The sequence below is a fragment of the Salegentibacter holothuriorum genome, from assembly GCF_900168045.1.
Lineage (GTDB): Bacteria > Bacteroidota > Bacteroidia > Flavobacteriales > Flavobacteriaceae > Salegentibacter > Salegentibacter holothuriorum.
Genome location: NZ_FUYY01000011.1, coordinates 1 through 22,273 on the forward strand (window position 1 = coordinate 1; position 22,273 = coordinate 22,273).

Here is a 22,273-nt window from a genome sequence, read left to right on the forward strand (position 1 = left end):
GGCCATAGGTGTAAAGGCAGCAATGTCATAGCCGAGTGGTACTAATAATCCGTAAAGCTTGATGCGATTCCTGTTATCCCGCAAGGGATAACGGGAGCTTGAATGCTTACCGCAGTGTATCGTTATTTTTTGTTTCTTAAATATGTCAACTTATTAGAGTAGGTAGTTGTAAGTAAAAGAGTAAGCGGTAATAACTGCGAACTTATAGACTGTAAACTTCATACTAAAGATTTAAGGTGGTTATGGCAACGGGGCTCACCTCTTCCCATTCCGAACAGAGAAGTTAAGCCCGTTAGCGCAGATGGTACTGCTATTTGTGGGAGAGTATGTCACCGCCTTTTTTTTAAAGACCCTTACATTAAGTTGTAAGGGTCTTTTTTTTTTGCCTGGAAAGTAAATAAATTGAGATCGTTAAACTCAGTATCGGAAATATGGAGCTTATAAAAGCATTAAGAATTGGTTCAAAATGTTTTAAAATACATATACATCGCTCTTAAGTCTTCTTCTTTTATATTTTTAAAGTTTTGCCAGGGCATAGGTGGTAAAAGGGTACGCCCATTTTCCTGGCCTTTATACTTTCCTTCAACCATGGCTCTTTTAAATTGGTTAAAATTCCAGGAACCTAATCCAGTATCGTGCGGGGTTAGATTAGCGGCATAAGAAACTCACCAGGGACCTATAAAGGCTGTCAAGTCTGAATTCATTAACATCCAGCCCTTCTCTAAAGTTTCTTTATTAAGTTCTGGTAAATTCTTGTTTGCCTGGTATCCTGAAAAGGCTAATTCTGAAATTGCTTCAGGGCCTTTTGCTCCTATTTTCTTAGGAGAATGGCAATCATGACAACCGATTATCTCTACAAGATATTTACCACGGTCTTCATATTCCTTTTTGCTGAACTTTTTCGCTTTAGGTGTTTGTGCAATAAAATCTTTTTCTATGTTTTTTTCCTTCTTTTCCTCACAGGAATTTAAAATGTATACCATTAGGGCAAACATACAAATATGTGTTGCAATTGTTTGCGGACTTAAATTTGATTTTAATAATTTCATAACGCTGTGTTTTATACTATCTAATTTATAGAATCAATAGGATGCAAAATATGGGGCTAACTAGGTATTTTTGATCCTTGAGATGTAGTGGTAGATCAATGATCTAATATGGTATATGTATTTATTAATTTTTCCTTGGATTATTCTAGGGCTATAAATAATAACCAATCCTGGATGCTCCTGGTGGAAATAGATCAAGATATTGGCTGTAACTTTAATAGGTATTATTATTCTACAATTTCCTACAATTGTTGTAGAATATTTTAACAATTGTCTCATTAGTCTACACATTATTTTAAAAGATAGAGAATAGTTCTTTTTCGCCAAAGTCTGTTTGATCAGGATGTTATAGTCTACTTCTTTCTTTTAATAAAAAATTAAGAAATTTTGGGACGTTTCGTGCGTTATTATCTGGGAAATTTGGTAGCCAAAAAAGGGATTAACTACCGCTTCAAATTGAATTATTAAATAAAATGATTAAACTATGTTAAAAAAGAATTTAAACAAATTAGCTTTACTATTAGGTGTTGTATTATTTGCTTCTTGTTCAGAAGATGATAGTATTGATAAATCAGATAACAGTGCTGGTGAAGAAACTTCAGTTTATATTACCGACTCACCCGTAGATCAAGCTAATGTTAAAGCTGTTTTTATAACGGTATCAGAAGTTAAATTAAACGGGAAAGCTATTGAAGGTTTCCAGAAATCTACAATCGAAATTAGTAGCTTAACTAAAGGGAATACAGAAATGTTAGGGAAATTGAATCTTGATGCCGGAACAACTTCCAGTATAGAACTTGTATTGGCAGATTCTGACGATAACAATAATGCTCCAGGTAACTATTTAGTTACTAAAGGTGGTACAAAGCAAGAACTTTCGGGTGCTACTCAGATTCAACTTAACGACCAGGTTGAGATCATAGAAGGTACAAAAAACGATATAGTGCTTGATTTTGACCTTAGGAAAAGTATTAAACAAGAGGGTGATCAGTATACTTTTGTATCTGGTGGTAAACTTCAAAACAGCTTAAGGGCGGTAAATACTTCTAATGCCGGGATACTTAAAGGTAATGTTGAAAATACTTCTGATGCTAATGCTGAGTCAGTAATTGCATATGCATATAAGAAAGGTGAATTCAACGACTCAGAGAAAGAAGGTGACCAGGGTGTAAGGTTTAATAATGCCGTTAGTAGTTCGGTTGTTTCAGAATCTAATGGTGATTTTGAAATTCATTTTCTTGAAGAAGGTGACTACGAGATGTATTTTGCTTCTTACTCAGACGATGATCAGGATGGGAAACTAGAGTTTTCTGGTTTGGTTAATGCTGAAGCTATTGGGGGACTTGACCTCAATGGAGTTTCTGTAGAAGCTAATACTACAGTAAACCTTGAAATTACTTTTAAAGGGATATTAGATTTATAAAAGAGTTAATTAAAGATCATTGAATACTTAATCGGGGTATATACGCCCCGATTTTTTATTTGAAGAATTTCAACCGAAAATATTTCGCACTATTTTTCTTATAAATTCAGGTAATAGAGAAGTCTAAATAACTATTATTTAAACTTCTCTATTTATACTTAAAACCGGTAGTGCATAGTTATTAATTATTTCTTCAGTAATACTAGGGCTAAAGATGGTATCAAAACCTGTACGATGATGGGTGATACTTGTAAAAAGATCGGGTTTTAATTTATTGAGCGCCATACCTATTCCCCTGGCTTCATTGTTTGCATTTAAACATTGTAGTTTTAATTCCTTAATTTCGATTTCGGCTAAGAATTCAATAGCTATATTATCTATTTGGTCAGTTTCTCTAAAATTATATGGGGTGTTTATATAAACTAGTTCTAATCCAGTTTTTAACTTTTCCAGGATTTTATAAACGTGCTTAAACGCTTTTTGAGATTCTTTTTTTAGATCTGTTGCAATTAGGATCTTCTTTAAATCTTCCAAATCGAATTTATGTTTTATAGCTATAACAGGCACTTTTGAATGACGTATAAGTTTTTGAGTATTCGACCCCATTATTTTTTCAAAACCCTTGGCCCCATGTGTTCCCATAACAACTAATTCGTAGTTCTCTGGCTTAACAAAATTTACAAGTTCGTCCATAGCAGTGTTGAAAATTAAGCTATAGTCGGCCTCAACCCCTTTTTTAATCGCTTTTTTCTCCCATTTTTTTAATTGATCTGTGGTATTATTAATCCTTTCTTTAGTTTCAGGGTATTTTTTTTCATCCTGTAGATTTAATTTGCCCCAGTCTACTGGAGTGGGCACACTATGCAGAAAGCGTACAGGAAACTGCAAAGTTTTTGCCATTTGAATCGCAAATTCTGAAGCATTATTGGCAGATTCAGAGAAATCGGTTGGTACGAGTATATATTTCATGACGCTTATTTTCTATAAAGTTAAACTCCATCGGTACAATTTAAAATGATAAATATCAGGTTTAATTCAGGAGGAATTCCGCAGAAAGATTAATTCTATTATTTTTGAAGCACTTATGAAATTAGATAATTTAGAACAGGGTTTTTTTGGAATTGGAATACAAAACGGAAAAACTCCGGAGAATTTGGGCGTGCTTTGGAGATCTGCCCAAAATATGGGAGCAAGTTTTATTTATACTATTGGTAACCGTTATGCCAAGCAGGCTTGCGATACCCATAAAGCGGTAGGTGCAATGCCGTATTTTCATTATGAAACCTTTGAAGATTTCTATGTGCATTTACCAAAAGGAGCTATGTTGGTTGGCGTGGAGCTTACTGATGAAGCCGAACCTTTAGAGACGTTTACGCATCCAAGACGTTGTGTTTATTTGCTGGGTGCAGAAGATCATGGCCTTTCAAAAGAGGCTATTGAAAAATCTCATTTTCTGGTGAAATTTCAATCAACTTTAAGTTTAAATGTTTCAGTTGCAGGGAGTATTATAATGTATGACCGTAGCAGTAAAACCAAATTTTCTACCTGATTTCTGGTCTATTATATTAAAGCTTCAATTTATCAGGGATTATTAAACAGTTTGGTTAAATTAGCAGCAATTATAAAAAAATTTAAAGGAATGAGATACTTATCCAGAGCTATGCTTGGCCTGGCGGTTGCCGGTTTGTTTACTACCGGTACTAAAGCACAGGAGGTTGTGGAGAACAACCAAAAAGATTTTAATGAATTTATGAATCGCAGTGGTAACATGTACCGCGCAGCTTCAGGTAAACCGGGCCCGGAATATTGGCAAAATGAGACTGATTACAAAATTGAAGTAAGCTTAAATGATGAAGAGCATACTATAAAAGGGCATATTGAGCTAACCTATACTAATAATAGTCCGCAAGAGTTAGATTTTATATGGATGCATTTGGAGCAAAACCGTTTTACCGAAGATTCCCGGGGAACATTGACCACACCAATTCAGGGGAACCGCTACAATGGTGATATGGATGGAGGTTATACTATTTCTAACCTGAAAGCTAAAGTAAAGAGAAGTTCTTCTTCCGAATACTTAATAACCGATACCCGCATGCAGGTTTTCTTTGATGAACCCATTCCCGCCAATGGTGGAGAGGCTACGGTTTCTATGAATTTTGAATATAAGATCCCGGTAGATGGTATGGATCGTATGGGAAGACTTGATGTTAAAGATGGTACTATTTACGCTTTAGCACAATGGTTTCCAAAAGCAGCAGTCTTTGATGATGTTGAAGGCTGGAATATAGAACCATATCTAGGTGCTGGTGAGTTCTACTTAGATTATGGAGATTATGACTATAAAATTACTGCTCCTGCAAGTCATATTGTAGTAGCATCAGGAGAACTGCAAAACCCAAAGCAAGTATTATCCTCTAAGGTAAGAGATAGAATGGACAGAGCTTCTAAAAGCGATTCTACTGTTTATTTAATTAAGCCTGAAGAAGTAAACGATATGTCTTTGCGTGCAAAACAGGAGGGTACGCTTACCTGGCATTTTAAGATGGAGAACACTCGTGATATAGCTTTTGGCTCTTCTAAAGCATTTATATGGGATGCGGCTAAAATAGATTTGCCTAGCGGAGAGAAAGCTATGGCGCAATCTGCTTATCCTATAGAGAGCGATGGTCAAGGTGCCTGGGGTCGTTCTACTGAATATTCTAAAGCTTCTGTGGAACACTATTCTAATAAATGGTTTGAATATCCTTATCCCGTGGCTATAAATGTTGCTGCCGATATTGGGGGAATGGAATACCCGGCATTAAATTTCTGTAGTTGGAAAAGTGAAGGTGCTTCTTTATGGGGAGTGACCGATCACGAATTTGGACATAACTGGTTTCCAATGATTGTAGGAAGCAACGAAAGAAGATATGCCTGGATGGATGAAGGTTTTAATACTTTCATTAATTATTACAGTACAGTAGCTTTTAACGATGGGGAGTACCCTGCCAGATTAAATAAAACCAGGAATATGACGGGCTGGTTTACCAGTGAGCAACGTGAAGGTATAGATACTTACCCAGATGTTTCTAATCTTAGAAATCTTGGAATGATAGCTTATTATAAGCCTGCCATTGGCTTATTATTACTTAGAGAGTATATTCTGGGCGAAGAGCGCTTTGACAATGCCTTTAAGTCTTATATTGAAACCTGGGCCTATAAGCATCCGCAACCGGCAGACTTCTTTAACCATATGGAGAATGTTTCGGGAGAAAATCTTTCCTGGTTTTTTAGCAAATGGTTCTATGGTACCGGTAATATAGATTTGGGTATAGAAGGAGTAAGACAGTATGAAGGGAACTATATAATTTCTGTTTCAAACGCTGGAGAAATTCCAATGCCTGTTAAAATGGAAATTACTTATGGAGATGGTTCATCAGAAGAAGTTACACTTCCTGTTGAGATATGGCAACGAGGAGATTCCTGGAACTACCAACATCGTACCGATAAATCTATTGAAAGCGTAGAATTAGATCCTAATAAAATTCTACCAGATGTAAACTCAGGCAACGATTCCTGGCCTAATTCTTTTTACCAGGATTAATAATATTCTAAAAAGGAAAAAAGCCGTTTGAAGTTCATTCAAACGGTTTTTTTTATTCTTTCTATTTCCCTTTAAAAAGTGATTTCTCTTTAATCATTTTGGAGGTGCTCTCCGGAAGCATAGATTCCCAGCCTCCTTTTCCTTCTCTAATCATTTCATGAACCTGTCTTGAATGAATATCTAAACTTTCAGGGTCATAATCTTTAATATCTACCACCCGGCCATTATCTTTAAAATATTGATAAAGCTCCTGCATTCTAGGATGAACTTTTAAGTTCTCACTGGTTGTTATTTCGCCTGTTTCCTCGTTTTTTAGGGGGTAAAGGTAAATTTTAAGGCTTTTAAAGAATAATTTTCCAAATGCCTCCAAAATTCCGCCACTTAGGTGACGATAATATCTTTCGTCAAAAATATCCTGTAGGGTGCTAACTCCCATAGTAAGCCCCATACGTTCTTTGGTGTGTTGCCCAAAATATTCTACAACCTTATAATATTCCTGAAAATTAGAAAGCATTACCGTTTGTCCAAGAGAGCCCAACAAATCTGCTCTATCCAAGAAGTCCTGTTCATCTATTTCCCCTTCCCCTTTAAGGTTAGAAAGGGTGATTTCAAAAATAACCACTGTTTTATCTTCATCTACCTTCCTTTCATTTAAAAAAAGCTTGAGCGATTTTTCGTACATCGCCATATTCACTTTGGTAACCGGTCTAAAACTTCCGCGAAGCGTTAAAATATTTCTTTTATAAAGAATACTGGCTGGTAATACATTATTGCCATCTGGAGCGAACATAATGGCTTCGGTGATGCCATTTTTTACCAGTTCTAAGCTCATTAAACGATTATCTACGTTTTTAAAAGCAGGTCCTGTAAAATTGATGGCGTCAATTTCAATCTTGTCGGTAGAGAGGTGATCAAATAGATGTTTTAGTAGGTTTTTGGGATCGTCATGATAGTAAAATGCGCCGTAAATGAGGTTTACCCCCATAATACCTAAACTAATTTGCTGGTGAACCGCATTGTTTTCGTGAAATTGAACGTGTAGAACAATCTCATTATAATCTTCTCCCGGTGCGGTTTGGAATCTAATTCCCAACCAACCGTGCCCTTTGTATTTTTTAGCCCAATCTATAGTGGCTACGGTATTTGCGTAGCTAAAAAAAAGTTTGTTTGGATGCTTTAGTCGGGAAATACGTTCTTCTATAAGTCCGGTTTCATAGCGCATCATACTGGTTAAGCGCTGTTCTGTAACGTAGCGGCCATCATCCTCAATCCCGTAAATAGCATCACTAAAATCTTTGTCGTAAGCACTTAAAGTTTTTGCTACAGTACCAGAAGCATTTCCCGCCCTAAAAAAATGACGCACAGTTTCCTGCCCGGCACCAATTTCAGCAAATGTTCCGTATATATTTTCATTAAGGTTAAGGCGCATTGCCTTGTTTTGTACGGACGTTATTTCTTTAAACTCCTTTTCTCCTTCAGAAATTATAGACATCGTGTGTGTTTTAGTTGACTATAAAGTTAAGAAACTTAAGCTTTATCTACAGCAACTTTATAGGTAGGATCTTCCAGAATATTTACTTCAATAATAGCATCTGCATTACTTAATAGGCTCCTACAATCTTCACTTAAATGTCTTAGGTGTAATTTCTTGCCTTGTTTATGATACCTTTCGGTAAGTTTATTTAATGCCTCAATTCCCGACATATCTACCACACGACTTTCAGAAAAATCTATAATAACTTCTTCTGGATCTTTTAAAACATCAAATTTATCATTAAACGCCTGAACAGATCCAAAGAAAAGTGGTCCATAAATTTCATAATGCTTTATACCTTCTTCATCTATGCGTTTTCTGGCACGAATACGTTTGGCGTTATCCCAGGCAAATACGAGAGCTGAGATAATTACACCCACAAGTACGGCCAATGCCAGGTTATGCAGAATTATGGTTACTAAAGTTACTAAAACCATGACCAAAACATCAGATTTTGGCATTCTTCTAAAGGTTTTTAAACTAGCCCACTCAAAAGTTCCAACGGCCACCATTATCATAACACCCGTTAGGGCAGCCATTGGTAATTGTTCTATAATATTTGCTCCAAACATGATAAAAACCAAAAGCATAATTGCGGCAACAATTCCCGAAAGTCTAGCTCTTGCACCAGAAGAAACGTTAATTAAACTTTGGCCAAGCATGGCGCATCCGCCCATACCAGAGAAAAAACCGGAAAGCATATTGGCAGTTCCTTGTGCTACGCATTCTTTATTTCCGCTTCCACGGGTTTCGGTAATTTCATCTACAATATTTAAGGTCAATAAACTTTCAATTAATCCAACTCCGGCCATAATTCCTGCATAGGGAAGAATAAGCATAAAGGTGTCCAGATTAAATGGAACCATTGGAATATGAAAAGGAGGGAAACCACCACTAATAGATGCGATATCGCCAACCGTTCTGGTGTCTATTCCAAAACCTATAACTAAACCAAATACGGTTAAAATGGCAACTAAAGAAGAAGGTATAACTTTAGTTAATTTAGGTAAAAGCCAAATAATTAGAATTGCAGTAATAACAAGACCAAGATAAGTATACAAGGGTGCACCGGTCATCCATTCTAAAACACCATTATCATTACGCACTTTAAATTGATCCAACTGAGAGGTGAAAATTATAATTGCCAGCCCGTTCACAAAACCAAAAATTACAGAATGAGGTACAAGCCTAATTAGCTTACCAAGTTTTAAAACTCCTGCAAGAATTTGTATTAAACCGGCAAGTACTACCGTAGCAAAAACATATTCTGGCCCGTGGGAAATTGATAGTGCAACTATAACTACTGCCACGGCTCCTGTAGCTCCTGAGATCATACCGGGTCGGCCGCCTAAAATAGCAGTTATTAAACCCATAACAAATGCGGCATACAAACCGGTAAGAGGTGAAAGTTCAGCAATTAATGCAAAAGCAACCGCTTCTGGAATTAAAGCTAAAGCTACAGTTAGTCCCGCTAAAACTTCGGTTTTGTAATTTACTTTTTGTGAAAAATCAAACAGATTGAAGATTTTTTGCATCAGAATATAATTTTAATAAATTTTGGAAGCGGAATATTTTCCGCAGAAAATAATGTTGGAATATAATAAATGTAAAATCTTAACTACCTAGGGCGGAGTAAGTGGAGACGAATTTTTGTTTATTCCTTGTTTCATAAGAGGCGGCAAAATTAGCCAATTATTTTTAATAGAAAAGTTTAGGGCTACTTAAGTGATAATTTTTAGTGCTTTGCGAATATGAAGCTGCTTGATTATCAATTTAATAATTAATTTTGATAGAGGATTGGGAGAAATACCTTTTTAGAAATAATTTGAACCAAAAGAAGATAACTATTACCTAATCGTCTTACCTTTGCAGCATAAAAATTATTAAAATGGCACATAAAGCAGGATTTGTAAATATTATAGGGAACCCAAACGTAGGGAAATCTACCCTTATGAATGCTTTTGTAGGTGAAAAGCTTTCTATTATAACTTCTAAAGCTCAAACCACCCGCCACCGTATATTGGGAATTGTAAATGGTGAAGATTTTCAGATGCTTCTTAGCGATACCCCGGGAATTATAAAACCGGCGTACGAGTTGCAAGAATCTATGATGGGTTTTGTTAAATCTGCTTTTGAAGATGCCGATGTTTTGATCTATATGGTAGAAATTGGTGAAAAGGAACTCAAGGATGAAGCCTTTTTTAATAAAATAATTGCTACCGATATTCCTGTTATTTTACTGCTGAATAAAATTGATAAATCTAACCAGGAAGAATTGGAAAGTCAGGTGCAAATGTGGACAGAGAAAGTACCTAATGCTGAAATTTTCCCGGTTTCTGCACTTGAGGGATTTAATGTAGCCGAAGTTTTTAACCGAATTATCGAATTGTTGCCTGAATCTCCTGCTTTTTACCCAAAAGATACGCTTACCGATAAACCTGAACGTTTCTTTGTGAATGAAATTATTCGCGAAAAGATTTTAATGCACTACAAAAAGGAAATTCCATACGCTGTAGAGATCGATACGCAAGAATTCTTTGAAGAAGATAAAATTATTAGAATGCGAAGTGTTATTATGGTAGAGCGCGAAACACAGAAAGGAATTATCATTGGGCATAAAGGTGCCGCTTTAAAGCGGGTTGGGGTAGAAGCCAGAAAAGACCTTGAGAAATTCTTCGGGAAACAAGTTCATTTAGAACTTTATGTGAAGGTGAATAAGAATTGGAGAAGTGATCAACGCCAGCTGAAGCGTTTTGGATATAATGACTAACTTTTTATGAATTAGAATTTTAAAGCTTGTTTACAGGGAATTTAATTTAAAAAAACTTCAATTTTCTGTTTAGGAAACTTCCGTTTTCTAAGTATCGGGTAAACCCGAATTTTTACACTAATTTTGCAAACAAATAAAAAAGCCTGGTAGAAAAGTCTTGTTATCGTCAAGCTGAGCTCGTTTTAGCTTCTAATATCTTTATAATTTTAAGAAATTAGATCCCCGAATAAATTTCGGGGCAGGCTCTGAAGTAAATTCAGGATAACGATTAGAATACTTTTTTGATTAGTCTTATAGTTTAGGAATCATATACATTTTCTGAATGTATTCAGGGAATAAAACCTCAATGAGGTATTAAAGAATAAATATTATGGGCAATATTGTAGCCATTGTAGGAAGGCCAAATGTAGGGAAATCTACCTTTTTTAATAGATTGATTCAACGCCGTGAGGCGATTGTAGATTCGGTTAGTGGGGTAACCCGTGATCGTCATTATGGAAAATCTGATTGGAACGGGCGTAATTTTTCTCTTATAGATACCGGTGGTTATGTTGTAGGAAGTGACGATATTTTTGAAGCCGAAATAGATAAGCAGGTTGAACTCGCTATAGATGAAGCTGATGCTATAATTTTTATGGTAGACGTTGAGAGCGGTGTTACTCCAATGGATGAAGATGTGGCACAATTGCTTAGAAAAGTTGATAAGCCTGTTCTTTTAGCTGTAAATAAGGTAGATAATAATAAAAGACTGGAAAATGCAGTTGAGTTTTATTCACTAGGTCTTGGAGAATACTTTCCTATTGCCAGTACCAACGGTAGTGGTACAGGAGATTTATTGGATGCTTTAATTGAAGCCTTACCGGTAAATGAGAATGAAGCAGAAACAGAATTGCCAAGATTTGCTGTAGTAGGGCGCCCTAACGCAGGAAAATCTTCTTTTATAAATGCATTAATTGGGGAAGAACGTTATATAGTAACAGATATAGCAGGAACTACCCGGGATGCTATGGATACCAAGTATAATAGATTTGGTTTTGAATTTAATCTTGTAGATACTGCCGGGATTCGTAGAAAAGCCAAGGTTAAAGAAGACCTTGAGTTTTATTCGGTAATGCGATCTGTTCGTGCCATTGAAAACTGTGATGTATGTTTGGTGATTTTAGATGCTACCCGCGGATTTGACGGTCAGGTTCAGAATATTTTTTGGCTGGCACAAAGAAACCGAAAAGGAATCGTGATTCTAGTTAATAAATGGGATTTGGTTGAAGATAAGGAAACCAATACCATGAAAGAGTTTGAAGCAATGATTAGGCGTGAAATAGAACCTTTTACAGATGTGCCTATTGTTTTTATGTCGGTTCTTACCAAGCAGCGTATTTTTAAAGCTATAGAAACTGCTGTAAAGGTTTTTGAGAATCGTAGTAAGAAAATTAAAACCCGCGAGCTTAACGATATAATGCTTCCAATAATTGAGCAAACTCCGCCGCCGGCTTATAAAGGGAAATATGTAAAGATCAAATTTTGCACCCAATTACCAACGCCGCAGCCGCAATTTGCGTTTTTCTGTAATCTTCCTCAATATGTGAGAGATCCTTATAAACGTTTTATAGAGAACAAGTTGAGAAAAGAATTCGATCTTAATGGTGTGCCTATCTCAGTGTATTTCAGGAAAAAATAGTTTCTTCGTTAAACTTTAGAACAAATCAGTAGTCTAACTATCAATATAGTTTGCGAGACATGCTATTGTCTTGGTTTATTCACAGTTTAACATCTACACTCTAAATGAGAATTCTTTTATCGTTTGCCTTACTTTTCCTGGTGGGAAACCTAACAGCTCAAAATTTTGAAATTAATGGAATAGTAACCAGCCCAGAGGGTGAACCCCTGGAGTCAGCCACGGTTTACCTTGAAAAGCCTGCAGACAGTAGTTTGGTTACGTACACTATTTCAGATAAGTCCGGTAGCTTTCAACTTGCCGGAAAAGGCAAGCCTGAACTTATTAATTTACTCATTTCTTATGCCGGGTTTAAAACTCATAGCCAGAAGGTAGAAATTGCTGAAGAACTCAACCTGGGTACAATAAAAATGCAGGTGGCCGATAATGCTTTAGATGAAATAACAATTACTTCTTCCCGGGCTCCAGTAACAATTAAAAGAGATACCCTGGAGTTTAATGCTGATTCTTTTAATACCCGGCAGGATGCAAATTTGGAGGAGTTAATGCGAAAACTACCCGGCGTAGAAGTAAGTAATAATGGTGAGATTACCATAAATGGCAAGCCGGTATCAAGGATTCTTGTAAACGGAGAAGAATTTTTTGGTGACGACCCTAAAATTGCTACTAAAAATCTTCCGAAAGAAATTATTGATAAAATACAGGTAACCGATACTAAAACCCGTTCAGAAGAATTTACCGGGAAAGCTGGAGATCCAGATAATAAGACCGTAAATATAACCGTAAAAGAAGATAAGAATAAGGGGTATTTTAGCAGGGCAACTGCCGGCGGAGGAACTAATGAGCGTTATGAACTTAGTGCAATTGGCAACTATTTTAAAGATAATCTTAGATTAAGCGTATTAACAAGCTCAAATAATATTAATAGCTCAGGATTTAGTTACGATGAAGTTTATGGTATGATGGGCCGTAGCTCTGGAAGGAATGTTTTTGGCAGCAATGGAGGTGGCATAACAAAAGCCGAAACAGCAGGGCTTAATTTTGTGAATAAATGGGATGATAAAATTAAATTAAGTGCTGATTATTTTTTTGGGAAAAACGATACCGAAAGACGCACTTCAGTTCAGCGGGAAAACATTCTGCCTGATTCCCGATATTTTACTAATTCTAATCAAGAGAGTAATTTAATTAATAACAGTCATCGGGCTAATGTTCGTTTTGAAGTTGAGTTTGATTCGCTTACAAGGCTTTCTATAAGGCCGAATTTCAATATTAATTCAGGGAATTCGTTGCGTAATAGCTTTACAGAATCTTTGGATGGAGACCAGAATCTTATAAATAATACCGAGACTTTTGATAACGAAGAATTACAAAGTGCAAATTTTAATAATGGGATAGATTTTATTAAACGTTTTGGTAGTAGGGGCGCATATCTTCAAATGGAGTTCTCTAATAATCATAGCAGGCAGGAGAATGATAATTTTTATTATTCAGAAAGTGTATTCTTTGAAAATAACGAAGAAGTTACCGAAATTCAAGATCAGTTTATAGACGAAGATCAAGATAGGAACTCCTATAATTTCGAGGCTAACCAACGTAGCGTTTTAGCAGATCAGCTATTTTTCGATGTTTCTTATGATTTTGAATACGAGAACGCAACTAATAAGCGCTATGTATACGAATCTGAAGGAGCAGTGGGAACTTATAATTCTCTTAATCAGCTTTTAAGTAGTGATTTTGAAGTAATCAGTAGAAGGCATATTCCTAGCCTGGGTTTAAATTATGAAGGAGAAACCTGGCGAATTAATACCAATTTTGGCCTATTGCATACCAGTCTGGAAAATAACAATTTTTTAGAATCCACTACTTTTGAGAATACTTATGATAATTTATTTATGCGCGCTGAAGTTCGCTATGAGATAGAACGTTCAAAAAGCTTGTCTATACGGTATGATACTGATGTGAATATTCCCTCAATTAACCAGTTGCAACCGGTAGTAAACCGAACGAATCCTTTAAATATTATTGTAGGTAACCCCGAGTTAAGTCCTACCTATGAGCAAAATATAAGGCTGAATTATCGAAATTATAATTTTGCCACACGAACGGGTGTTTTTAGTTGGCTAAGGGCCAGTTTTACTAATAATAATGTAGTTTCTGTTACAACAATAAACGAAGATTTAGTTAGAAATACCACTTATACCAATGTAGATGGAGCTGTAAATTTAAATCTTGGTTCTTTTTATAGTAAACAATACAAAGTAGATGGCCGGGAGTTTAGGTACAGAGCGGGATTAAATGGTAATTATAATAAAAACATAGGTTTTACCAACGCAGTGCAATATAAAGCAGAGCGTTATTCTGTAAGTCCCAGTATTCGTTTAACCTATGGCATTGAAGAGTTATTTGACCTTAATCCAAGTTACGAACTAACCTATAATAGCACTAAGTACGATATTAATGCTAATAGAAATGAAGATTTTATAAATCATCGTATTGGTTTTGAAGCCACTTCCTATTGGCCAAAAAATGTGGTTTTTGGAAACGATATTTCCTATAATTATTTCGGAAATGTTTCTCCGGGTTTTGATAATACTTCGCTTTTATGGAACATGAGTCTGGGGTACCAGTTTCTAAACGATGATGCTACTTTAAAAGTAACTGTTTTTGATGTTTTAGATCAGAATATTGATACGCGACGCACTATAGGAGACGATTTTATACAAGACTCCAGCAGTCTTATACTAACCCAATATGCAATGCTGAGTTTCACTTACAAGCTTAGCAATTTTGGAGGTGGTAGTATGCCTAACAGTAGAATGAGAAGAAGGTAGAGTTATATATAATTGCTCCCCTCCTTGCAAGGAGGGGAATAAATTCAGCAGCGCTGAAGAAAGGGATGGTTCCATATTCCAATTTGGAATTCCATACGGCTTTTTTAGGAAGTTATTCCTCCAGCCTAGGGCTTCCTCCCTTTGAAAAAAGGGAAGGAGCTTTATGAAATTCTAAATTGAATTTGAGGAAAATTACTTTCCGATTATAACCTCACTAAATTGTAGGACTGAGAACTGCCTATTGGCTTCACACTGCCAACTGAATTACTGCTAACTAAAACTACCAGCTTCCACCGGCACCGCCGCCGCCAAAGCCTCCGCCGCCGAAACCGCCACTAAAGCCGCCTCCACCGCCAAAACCTCCACCAGAGCTGCCTCCGCCAAAAGTACCGCGCCCTAGAGAGCTTAAGATAATAGCATCTAGGAAAGTGTCTCCTGCGCTTCTTCGGCCACCGTTACGACCACCGCCGCCACGCCGTTTAAAAAACGAAATAATAATGACCACAAAAATAATTAGCATAACAATTCCTTGGAGGGGAAAACCTCTTTCTGAATTTTGCGCTTGCGGTGTGCCTTTAAAAGTGCCTGATAATACCTGGAAAATAGCAGTAGTTCCTGCGTCCAGGCCGTTGTAATAACTGCCGTTCCTAAATTCAGGAAGAATTACCTGTTCAATTATTTGTTTACTGCGAGCATCAGTAAGATATTCTTCCAGTCCATATCCTGTGGTAATCCAAATTTTACGGTCGTTCTCGGCAACCAGTACTAAAAGACCGTTATCTTTTTCATTTTGTCCAATTCCCCATTCCTGCGCCCATTCTGCAGCGTAGACACCTTCATATTCGCCTTGTAAAGACGCTATTGTAGCGATTACGATTTGAGTTGAAGTGGTATCGGCATAGTTAATTAGCTTTTGTTCTAACTGTTTTTCTTCAGAAGAAGATAAAATATCGGCTCCATCGTAAACACTGGTTTCTTCTGCCGGTTTAGGTGGAATATCGCGCTGTGCAAATATAAAACCCGAAAAAACGAGGAAAAACAGAAATAGTACTTTGAATCTTTTATTGAAATGTGGCATTTATCCTTTTGAAATTTCGTTGGAGAGTTCGTCTCGGGTGTCATCACTATACGGAAAATGTTTTTTAAGTTGCTGGCCTGCGGTTAGAATACCATTTACCAGGCCTTGCTTAAATTCTCCCTTTTTAAATTTATCTACAATGGCATCTTTGGTGCTTTCCCAAAAATCGTCTGGAACTACATCATTAATACCTTTATCGCCATAGATCACAAAATTGTGATCTTCTACAGCAACATAAATAAGCACGCCATTATCGTGCTTGGTATTATCCATTTTTAGCATATGAAAAACTTCCATAGCGCGATCAAAAATATCTTTTTCGCCGGTGGTTTTTTCCAGGTGAACCCTTACCTCGCCAGAGGTGTGGCTTTCTGCTTTCCTAATGGCTTCAATGATTTCTTCTTCGTCTTTTTTACTTAAAAAATCTTCAACTTTACTCATAGCAATTAAAAATCAAATTCAACATCGGGGGCGTTTTCTGCACCTTCTTCTGCTTCAAATGGTGCTTTTCTTTCAAAACCGAACATTCCGGCAAAAATATTATTCGGGAATTTTCTAATATAGGTATTGTATTGTCTTACCGCTTCGTTATAACGATTTCTCGCTACACTAATACGGTTTTCGGTTCCTTCTAATTGTGATTGTAATTGAAGAAAGTTTTGATTCGATTTTATATCGGGATATCTTTCAACAGAAACTAAAAGTCTTGATAAAGCTGAAGATAATCCGCCTTGTGCCTGCTGGAATTGCTGAATTTGTTCAGGATTTAAATTTCCGGCATCAACATTTACAGAAGTGGCTTTAGCACGGGCTTCAATTACATCGGTAAGCGTCCCACGTTCAAAATCGGCTGAACCTTCTACGGTACTCACCAAATTCGGGATAAGGTCACTTCTACGTTGATAGGCATTTTCAACATCAGCCCAATTCTTTAAAACACTTTCTTCATATTCTACTGCGGTGTTATTTACGCCTGCGGTAAGGCTGTAAACTATAATACCCAGAACTACAATAACTATTACAGGAATTAACCATTTTTTCATTTTATAACTGATTTTTAAGATTGATTAGTTTTGCTTTTACCCCTTCTAGCTTTCGAATTATCTCGAAGTTGCTAAGGGTTTTTTGTTTTTCTTCTTTTAAATGTGTTTTTGCACCTTCCAGGGTAAATCCGCGTTCTTTAACCAGGTGATATATAAGCTCTAAATTCTTAATATCCTCGGGGGTAAATTTGCGATTTCCCTTGGCGTTTTTTTTTGGTTTAATTACATCAAATTCCTTTTCCCAGAAGCGAATTAAGGAAGTGTTTACCTTAAAGGCTTCAGCAACTTCGCCAATTCCATAATATCTTTTATCTGGTAAGTTAAGGTGCATTAATCTAGCGATTGGTTTTCTTGTTGTGCTTTTTCCAGAACCTTGTCAAACTCTTCGGGAGAAAGATGGCCATAGTAAAAGTTAATCGGGTTAATTCGGCGGTCATCCTTAAAGATTTCATAGTGCAAATGTGGTCCCTGGGACCTGCCGGTACTACCTATATAGCCTATAATGTCCCCACGTTGTACGCGTTGCCCAACCCTTACATTATATTTGTATAAATGGGCGTATAGGCTGGTGTATCCATAGCCGTGGTCTATTCTTATATGATTTCCATATCCGGTAGATCTATTGTCGGCTCTGGTTATACGGCCATTTCCGGTAGCATAAATGGGTGTGCCCCTAGGAGCAGTAAAATCCATCCCATGATGAAATTTCCTTACTTTTGTAAACGGATCGGTTCTCCAGCCGTAACCGGAAGCAATCCTGCTTAGATCTTCATTTTTTACAGGCTGTATTGCTGGAACGGCAGATAATAAACTTTCTTTTTCTTTAGCCAATTCGGCAATTTCATCTAAAGATTTAGATTGTACTACCAACTGCTTGCTAAGAATATCCATTCGTTTGCTGGTCTCAATAATCAATTTAGAGTTGTCAAATCCTTCCAGGTCTTTATAGCGGTTTATCCCACCAAACCCTGCAAGCCTTTGCTCTTCAGGAATAGGATTCACTTCAAAATATACCCGGTAAATATTATTATCCCTATCTTCAATATTGGCAAGTACATTCTGGATCTGACTCATTTTTTTATTAAGCAAACCATATTGTAACTCCATATTTTGGAGTTCTCGTTTTAGTGCTTTTTCTTTAGGCGTCTCAATCTGCGGAATATTTAAATAAATAACCAGTAATAGAAAACCGGCAAGGAAAGATCCTAACACACTAAGCAATACAATCCCTATTCGGCGGCCTTTTCGGCGTTCAATTTTTCTGTAGGATTGCGTCTCGCTATCGTAATGATATTTAACCTTCGACATGAGTCAAATTTATGCTATTTTTGCCAACAATACTAAGCAATTACCGTGCTAAGTTAAGTCTGGTAAACGAACAAATATAGGAAATTGTTGCAGCACCAACACAATTAATAATTTAAGATTAGATTAAGTAGATGAAATCTCAGGAAATAAGAAGCCAGTTTTTAGAATTTTTTAAGTCCAAATCTCATAAAATCGTTCCTTCGGCGCCAATGGTGCTAAAAGACGATCCTACGCTTATGTTTACCAATGCTGGGATGGTTCAGTTTAAGGAGTATTTTCTGGGAAATAGTAAGCCTTCCAGTTCTCGTCTTACCGATAGTCAAAAATGCCTTCGTGTAAGCGGGAAACATAACGATTTGGAAGAAGTTGGGATGGATACCTACCATCACACAATGTTTGAGATGTTAGGAAACTGGAGCTTTGGCGATTATTTTAAGAAGGAAGCTATACAGTGGTCCTGGGAATTGTTAACCGAAGTTTTTAAAATTGCTCCAGAAAATCTTTATGTTTCTGTTTTTGAAGGAAGCAAAGAAGATAAATTAGGTTTAGATACCGAAGCCCTGGATCTTTGGAAAGAAATTGTTCCTGAAGATCGTATTGTATATGGGGATAAAAAGGATAATTTTTGGGAAATGGGAGACCAGGGACCCTGCGGGCCTTGTTCTGAAATTCATATTGATATTCGATCTGAAGCTGAAAAAGCTAAAAAACCTGGAAGAGAATTGGTGAATGAAGATCACCCGCAGGTAATAGAGATCTGGAACCTGGTTTTTATGCAATATAATAGAAAAGCCGATGGTTCTCTGGTAGAATTACCTGCTAAGCATATTGATACCGGGATGGGCTTTGAGCGTTTATGTACCGTCTTACAGGCAAAACAATCTAATTACGATACCGATGTTTTTACCCCGTTAATTGCTGAACTTGAAAAAATCACCAACTCCCCATACGGAAAATCAGAAAAAACCGATATCGCGATTCGCGTGATTGCAGATCACGTGAGAGCGGTAGCTTTTTCTATTGCCGATGGCCAGCTGCCTTCAAATACAGGCGCAGGCTATGTAATTAGAAGAATTTTAAGACGTGCCATTCGCTACGGATTTACGTTTTTAGATACTAAAGAGCCTTTTATTTATAAGTTGGTAGCAGTGCTAAGCAAACAAATGGGCGAAGCATTTCCTGAACTTAAATCTCAAAAAACCTTATGTGAAAACGTAATTAGGGAAGAAGAACAGTCTTTTTTAAGGACATTAGATCAGGGTTTGATTTTACTGGAAAATATAATTTCAGAAACCAAAGGAAAAACCGTTTCTGGGAAAAAAGCATTTGAGCTTTATGATACTTTTGGTTTCCCTATAGATCTAACTGCGCTGATTTTACGTGAACGCGGATTCGATCTTGATCAAAAGGAATTTGAAGTTCAACTTAAAGAACAAAAAGACAGGTCTCGTGCGGCAACCCAGGTTACTGCCGGAGATTGGGAGGAAATAAATCCGGTAAATGCTGATGCATTTGTGGGTTATGATCATTTAGAAGCAGAAGCCCAAATTGCACGATACCGAAAAGTGGAAAGCAAAAAAGGGGCATTATATCAGATTGTACTTACGCAAACTCCGTTTTACCCGGAAGGTGGCGGCCAGGTTGGAGATAAAGGTTTCCTGGTAGATAGTGAAAACAATAAGATTGAAATTACTGATACTAAAAAGGAAAACAACTTAATTGTTCATTTTGCTAAATCGCTTCCTAAGAATCCAAAAGGTAAATTTAAGGCGGTTGTAAATTCAAAAAATCGTGCAGCTACGGCGGCTAATCATACCGCTACGCATTTACTGCACCAGGCGCTTCGTGAAGTTTTGGGAACTCACGTAGAGCAAAAAGGTTCTCTGGTTAAAGGAGATTATTTGCGTTTTGATTTTTCTCATTTCAGCAAGGTTAACAAAGCTGAACTTGAGCAAGTTGAAAAACTCGTAAATCAGCGTATTAACGAGCAATTGCCTTTAGAAGAGCATAGAAGTATTCCATTTAAGGAAGCTGTGAACCAGGGCGCTTTGGCGCTTTTTGGTGAAAAATACGGGGATGCTGTTCGTGCCATTCGTTTTGGAGAATCTATGGAGCTTTGTGGTGGGATTCATGTAAAGAATACTTCAGAAATATGGCATTTTAAAATCACCTCTGAAGGCGCTGTAGCTTCTGGAATTAGGAGGATTGAAGCGATTACAGGGGAAGCTGTAAAAGATTATTTTGCTAACCAGGATGAGGTTTTAGAGGAAATAAAAACGCAACTTAAAAATGCAAAAGACCCGGTAAAAGCGGTAAATACTTTACAGGACGAAAATGCAGCATTAAAAAAGCAGGTGGAAGCTTTGCTAAAAGATAAAGCCAAAAACCTAAAAGCCGAATTAAAGTCTGAAATTTCTGAAATAAACGGAGTCAATTTCCTGGCTAAAAAGGTTGATCTTGATGCCGGTGGCATAAAAGACCTTGCTTTCCAGTTAGGGGATGAATTTGATAATTTATTTTTGTTATTTGGGACCGAGCAAAATGGAAAAGCACTTTTAAGCTGCTATATTTCTAAAGACCTGGCAAAAGAAAAAGACCTGCACGCAGGGAAAATCGTAAAAGACCTGGGCAAATATATTCAAGGCGGTGGCGGTGGCCAGCCGTTTTTTGCAACTGCGGGTGGTAAAAAACCGGAAGGAATTAATGAGGCTTTGCAGGAATCGCAGGTTTATGTAAAATAAAGCACGAGGATGTCTGAAAAGTCTATTTTCGTCAAGCTGAACTTGTTTCAGCTTCTAACATATTTTTTGATTACCAGTACGTTAGATCCCCGATAAAAATCGGGACAGGCTATGAAATAAATTCAAGATGACGGTTTTTATACCTTTTCAGACAGGTTCTATATAAATTCTATGGAATTCAGGACCAAAATACCTATAAACGAGGCTGAACCTAAGATAGATTATAAGTCTAAGATCTTTCTTATTGGTTCCTGTTTTGTAGAGAATATTGGAAAAAAACTGGACTTCTATAAGTTACAAAATTCACAGAATCCCTTCGGTATTTTATTCCATCCTTTAGCTATTGAAAAGTTTTTTAAGAAGCTTAGTGAAGACGAGCTTTATACTGAAAGTGATATTTTTGAATATCAGGAACGTTGGCATTGTTTTGATGCTCATTCTTCCTTAAGTGATCCTGATGCTGTGGTTTTACTGAAGAACCTAAATTCAGCATTAAAGAACGCTCTTGAATTCTTAAAACAAAGTTCACATTTGATCATTACTTTGGGTACGGCCTGGAGTTACTATCATTTGGAAAGCAATCAGAGTGTAGCTAATTGTCATAAAGTTCCTCAGAAGAAATTTAGGAAGGAACTACAGTCAGTGGAAGAGATAGAAGTTTCTTTGAGTAATATTATATTCTTCCTCGAAGAAATTAATCCTACAATTACTGTGATTTTTACAGTTTCTCCGGTGCGGCATATCAAAGATGGGTTTGTTGAGAACCAACGAAGCAAGGCGCACTTAATTACCGCAATCCATAATCTATTAGAAAATAAAAAATCAATTTTCCCTTTGGGGATTAGGGAGCTTTATTTTCCATCCTATGAACTGATGATGGACGAGCTTAGGGATTATAGGTTTTATGCTGAAGACATGCTGCATCCTTCACCAATGGCCATAGATTATATTTGGGAACGATTTATACAGACCTGGTTTTCTAAAAATTCTTTTGCAATTTTAAAAGAGGTGAGAAACATTCAAAATGGCCTGGCGCATCGTCCATTTAACCCTAATTCTAAAGCGCATTCCCGCTTTTTAGAGAAATTAAAATCTCAAATTTCTATGCTTAAAAAGCACTACCCTCATTTGGATTTCTAGATTAAATTCGTTAAAAAAATTCTTTAATATTATTTTTCTCTTGACTTTGTATAGAAATATTTTGTATTTTTAATTAGAATTTAAGGTGTAAG

At 36.7% G+C, this 22,273-nt stretch carries 18 protein-coding genes and 1 rRNA gene; 9 read left to right on the top strand and 10 right to left on the bottom strand.

All coding sequences use genetic code 11. From position 1 onward, the window contains the following. Window positions 1-232: 232 nt before the first annotated feature. Window positions 233-341 (top strand): 5S ribosomal RNA (gene rrf, locus B5X51_RS15250). A gap of 120 nt (window positions 342-461) precedes the next feature. On the opposite strand, the gene B5X51_RS16065 is transcribed toward rrf, so the two are convergent. Then, a complete protein-coding gene (locus B5X51_RS16065) occupies window positions 462-590 on the bottom strand; it encodes a hypothetical protein (protein ID WP_262506838.1) in 129 nt (42 codons plus the stop codon). A gap of 75 nt (window positions 591-665) precedes the next feature. Further along, window positions 666-1,049, bottom strand: coding sequence for a hypothetical protein (locus B5X51_RS15255; protein WP_079722059.1), 384 nt, complete (start codon window positions 1,047-1,049; stop codon window positions 666-668). A gap of 484 nt (window positions 1,050-1,533) precedes the next feature. Between B5X51_RS15255 and B5X51_RS15260 the strand changes: the two genes are divergently transcribed. Beyond that, window positions 1,534-2,472, top strand: a complete 939-nt coding sequence (locus tag B5X51_RS15260; RefSeq protein WP_079722060.1) for a DUF4382 domain-containing protein — start codon at window positions 1,534-1,536, stop codon at window positions 2,470-2,472. A gap of 138 nt (window positions 2,473-2,610) precedes the next feature. Here B5X51_RS15260 and B5X51_RS15265 read toward each other — a convergent pair whose 3' ends face one another. Next, window positions 2,611-3,441, bottom strand: a complete 831-nt coding sequence (locus tag B5X51_RS15265; RefSeq protein ID WP_079722061.1) for a universal stress protein — start codon at window positions 3,439-3,441, stop codon at window positions 2,611-2,613. Between the two features lie 115 nt (window positions 3,442-3,556). On the opposite strand from B5X51_RS15265, the gene B5X51_RS15270 reads away from it, so the two are divergent. Continuing rightward, window positions 3,557-4,021 (top strand): RNA methyltransferase, encoded by a 465-nt coding sequence (locus B5X51_RS15270; RefSeq protein WP_079722062.1) that lies wholly within the window; start codon window positions 3,557-3,559, stop codon window positions 4,019-4,021. A 90-nt stretch (window positions 4,022-4,111) separates the two neighbouring features. Next, window positions 4,112-6,058, top strand: coding sequence for a M1 family metallopeptidase (locus B5X51_RS15275; RefSeq protein WP_079722092.1), 1,947 nt, complete (start codon window positions 4,112-4,114; stop codon window positions 6,056-6,058). Window positions 6,059-6,119: 61 nt separating this feature from the next. Here B5X51_RS15275 and B5X51_RS15280 read toward each other — a convergent pair whose 3' ends face one another. After that, on the bottom strand, window positions 6,120-7,550 hold the full coding sequence (locus B5X51_RS15280; protein WP_079722063.1) for a nicotinate-nucleotide adenylyltransferase: 1,431 nt from the start codon (window positions 7,548-7,550) through the stop codon (window positions 6,120-6,122). Between the two features lie 35 nt (window positions 7,551-7,585). Beyond that, complete coding sequence (locus B5X51_RS15285; RefSeq protein ID WP_079722064.1) at window positions 7,586-9,127, bottom strand: SulP family inorganic anion transporter; 1,542 nt, start codon at window positions 9,125-9,127, stop codon at window positions 7,586-7,588. Between the two features lie 353 nt (window positions 9,128-9,480). Here B5X51_RS15285 and era point away from each other — a divergent pair, with 353 nt between their 5' ends. The 3 genes from era (at window position 9,481) to B5X51_RS15300 (ending at window position 14,871) form a co-directional block, all read left to right on the top strand. Beyond that, window positions 9,481-10,362: a GTPase Era gene (era, locus tag B5X51_RS15290; protein WP_079722065.1), complete on the top strand. Its 882-nt coding sequence runs from the start codon at window positions 9,481-9,483 to the stop codon at window positions 10,360-10,362. Between the two features lie 370 nt (window positions 10,363-10,732). Continuing rightward, window positions 10,733-12,040 (top strand): ribosome biogenesis GTPase Der, encoded by a 1,308-nt coding sequence (gene der / locus B5X51_RS15295; RefSeq protein ID WP_079722066.1) that lies wholly within the window; start codon window positions 10,733-10,735, stop codon window positions 12,038-12,040. Between the two features lie 104 nt (window positions 12,041-12,144). Further along, the gene (locus tag B5X51_RS15300) at window positions 12,145-14,871 is read left to right on the top strand and encodes an outer membrane beta-barrel protein (protein WP_079722067.1); all 2,727 of its coding nucleotides are present in this window, start codon (window positions 12,145-12,147) and stop codon (window positions 14,869-14,871) included. Between the two features lie 280 nt (window positions 14,872-15,151). On the opposite strand, the gene B5X51_RS15305 is transcribed toward B5X51_RS15300, so the two are convergent. From B5X51_RS15305 to B5X51_RS15325, 5 genes are read right to left on the bottom strand one after another with little or no spacing between them, the layout of a single operon-like run. Further along, on the bottom strand, window positions 15,152-15,949 hold the full coding sequence (locus B5X51_RS15305) for a TPM domain-containing protein (protein WP_079722068.1): 798 nt from the start codon (window positions 15,947-15,949) through the stop codon (window positions 15,152-15,154). After that, on the bottom strand, window positions 15,950-16,390 hold the full coding sequence (locus B5X51_RS15310; RefSeq protein ID WP_079722069.1) for a TPM domain-containing protein: 441 nt from the start codon (window positions 16,388-16,390) through the stop codon (window positions 15,950-15,952). A gap of 5 nt (window positions 16,391-16,395) precedes the next feature. Continuing rightward, window positions 16,396-16,992 carry a LemA family protein gene (locus tag B5X51_RS15315; RefSeq protein WP_079722070.1) on the bottom strand — a complete coding sequence of 199 codons (597 nt, stop codon included), beginning with the start codon at window positions 16,990-16,992 and terminating at the stop codon, window positions 16,396-16,398. A 1-nt stretch (window position 16,993) separates the two neighbouring features. Next, window positions 16,994-17,323, bottom strand: coding sequence for a MerR family transcriptional regulator (locus B5X51_RS15320; protein WP_079722071.1), 330 nt, complete (start codon window positions 17,321-17,323; stop codon window positions 16,994-16,996). Next, window positions 17,323-18,300, bottom strand: a complete 978-nt coding sequence (locus B5X51_RS15325; protein ID WP_079722072.1) for a M23 family metallopeptidase — start codon at window positions 18,298-18,300, stop codon at window positions 17,323-17,325. The genes B5X51_RS15320 and B5X51_RS15325 overlap by 1 nt, the downstream gene beginning before the upstream one ends. 131 nt (window positions 18,301-18,431) lie before the next feature. On the opposite strand from B5X51_RS15325, the gene alaS reads away from it, so the two are divergent. Both alaS and B5X51_RS15335 read left to right on the top strand, forming a co-directional pair. After that, entirely contained in the window at window positions 18,432-21,041 is a 2,610-nt protein-coding gene (gene alaS, locus B5X51_RS15330; RefSeq protein WP_079722073.1) for an alanine--tRNA ligase, read from the top strand. Window positions 21,042-21,212: 171 nt separating this feature from the next. Continuing rightward, a complete protein-coding gene (locus B5X51_RS15335; RefSeq protein ID WP_079722074.1) occupies window positions 21,213-22,181 on the top strand; it encodes a GSCFA domain-containing protein in 969 nt (322 codons plus the stop codon). The last annotated feature ends 92 nt before the right edge of the window (window positions 22,182-22,273 follow it).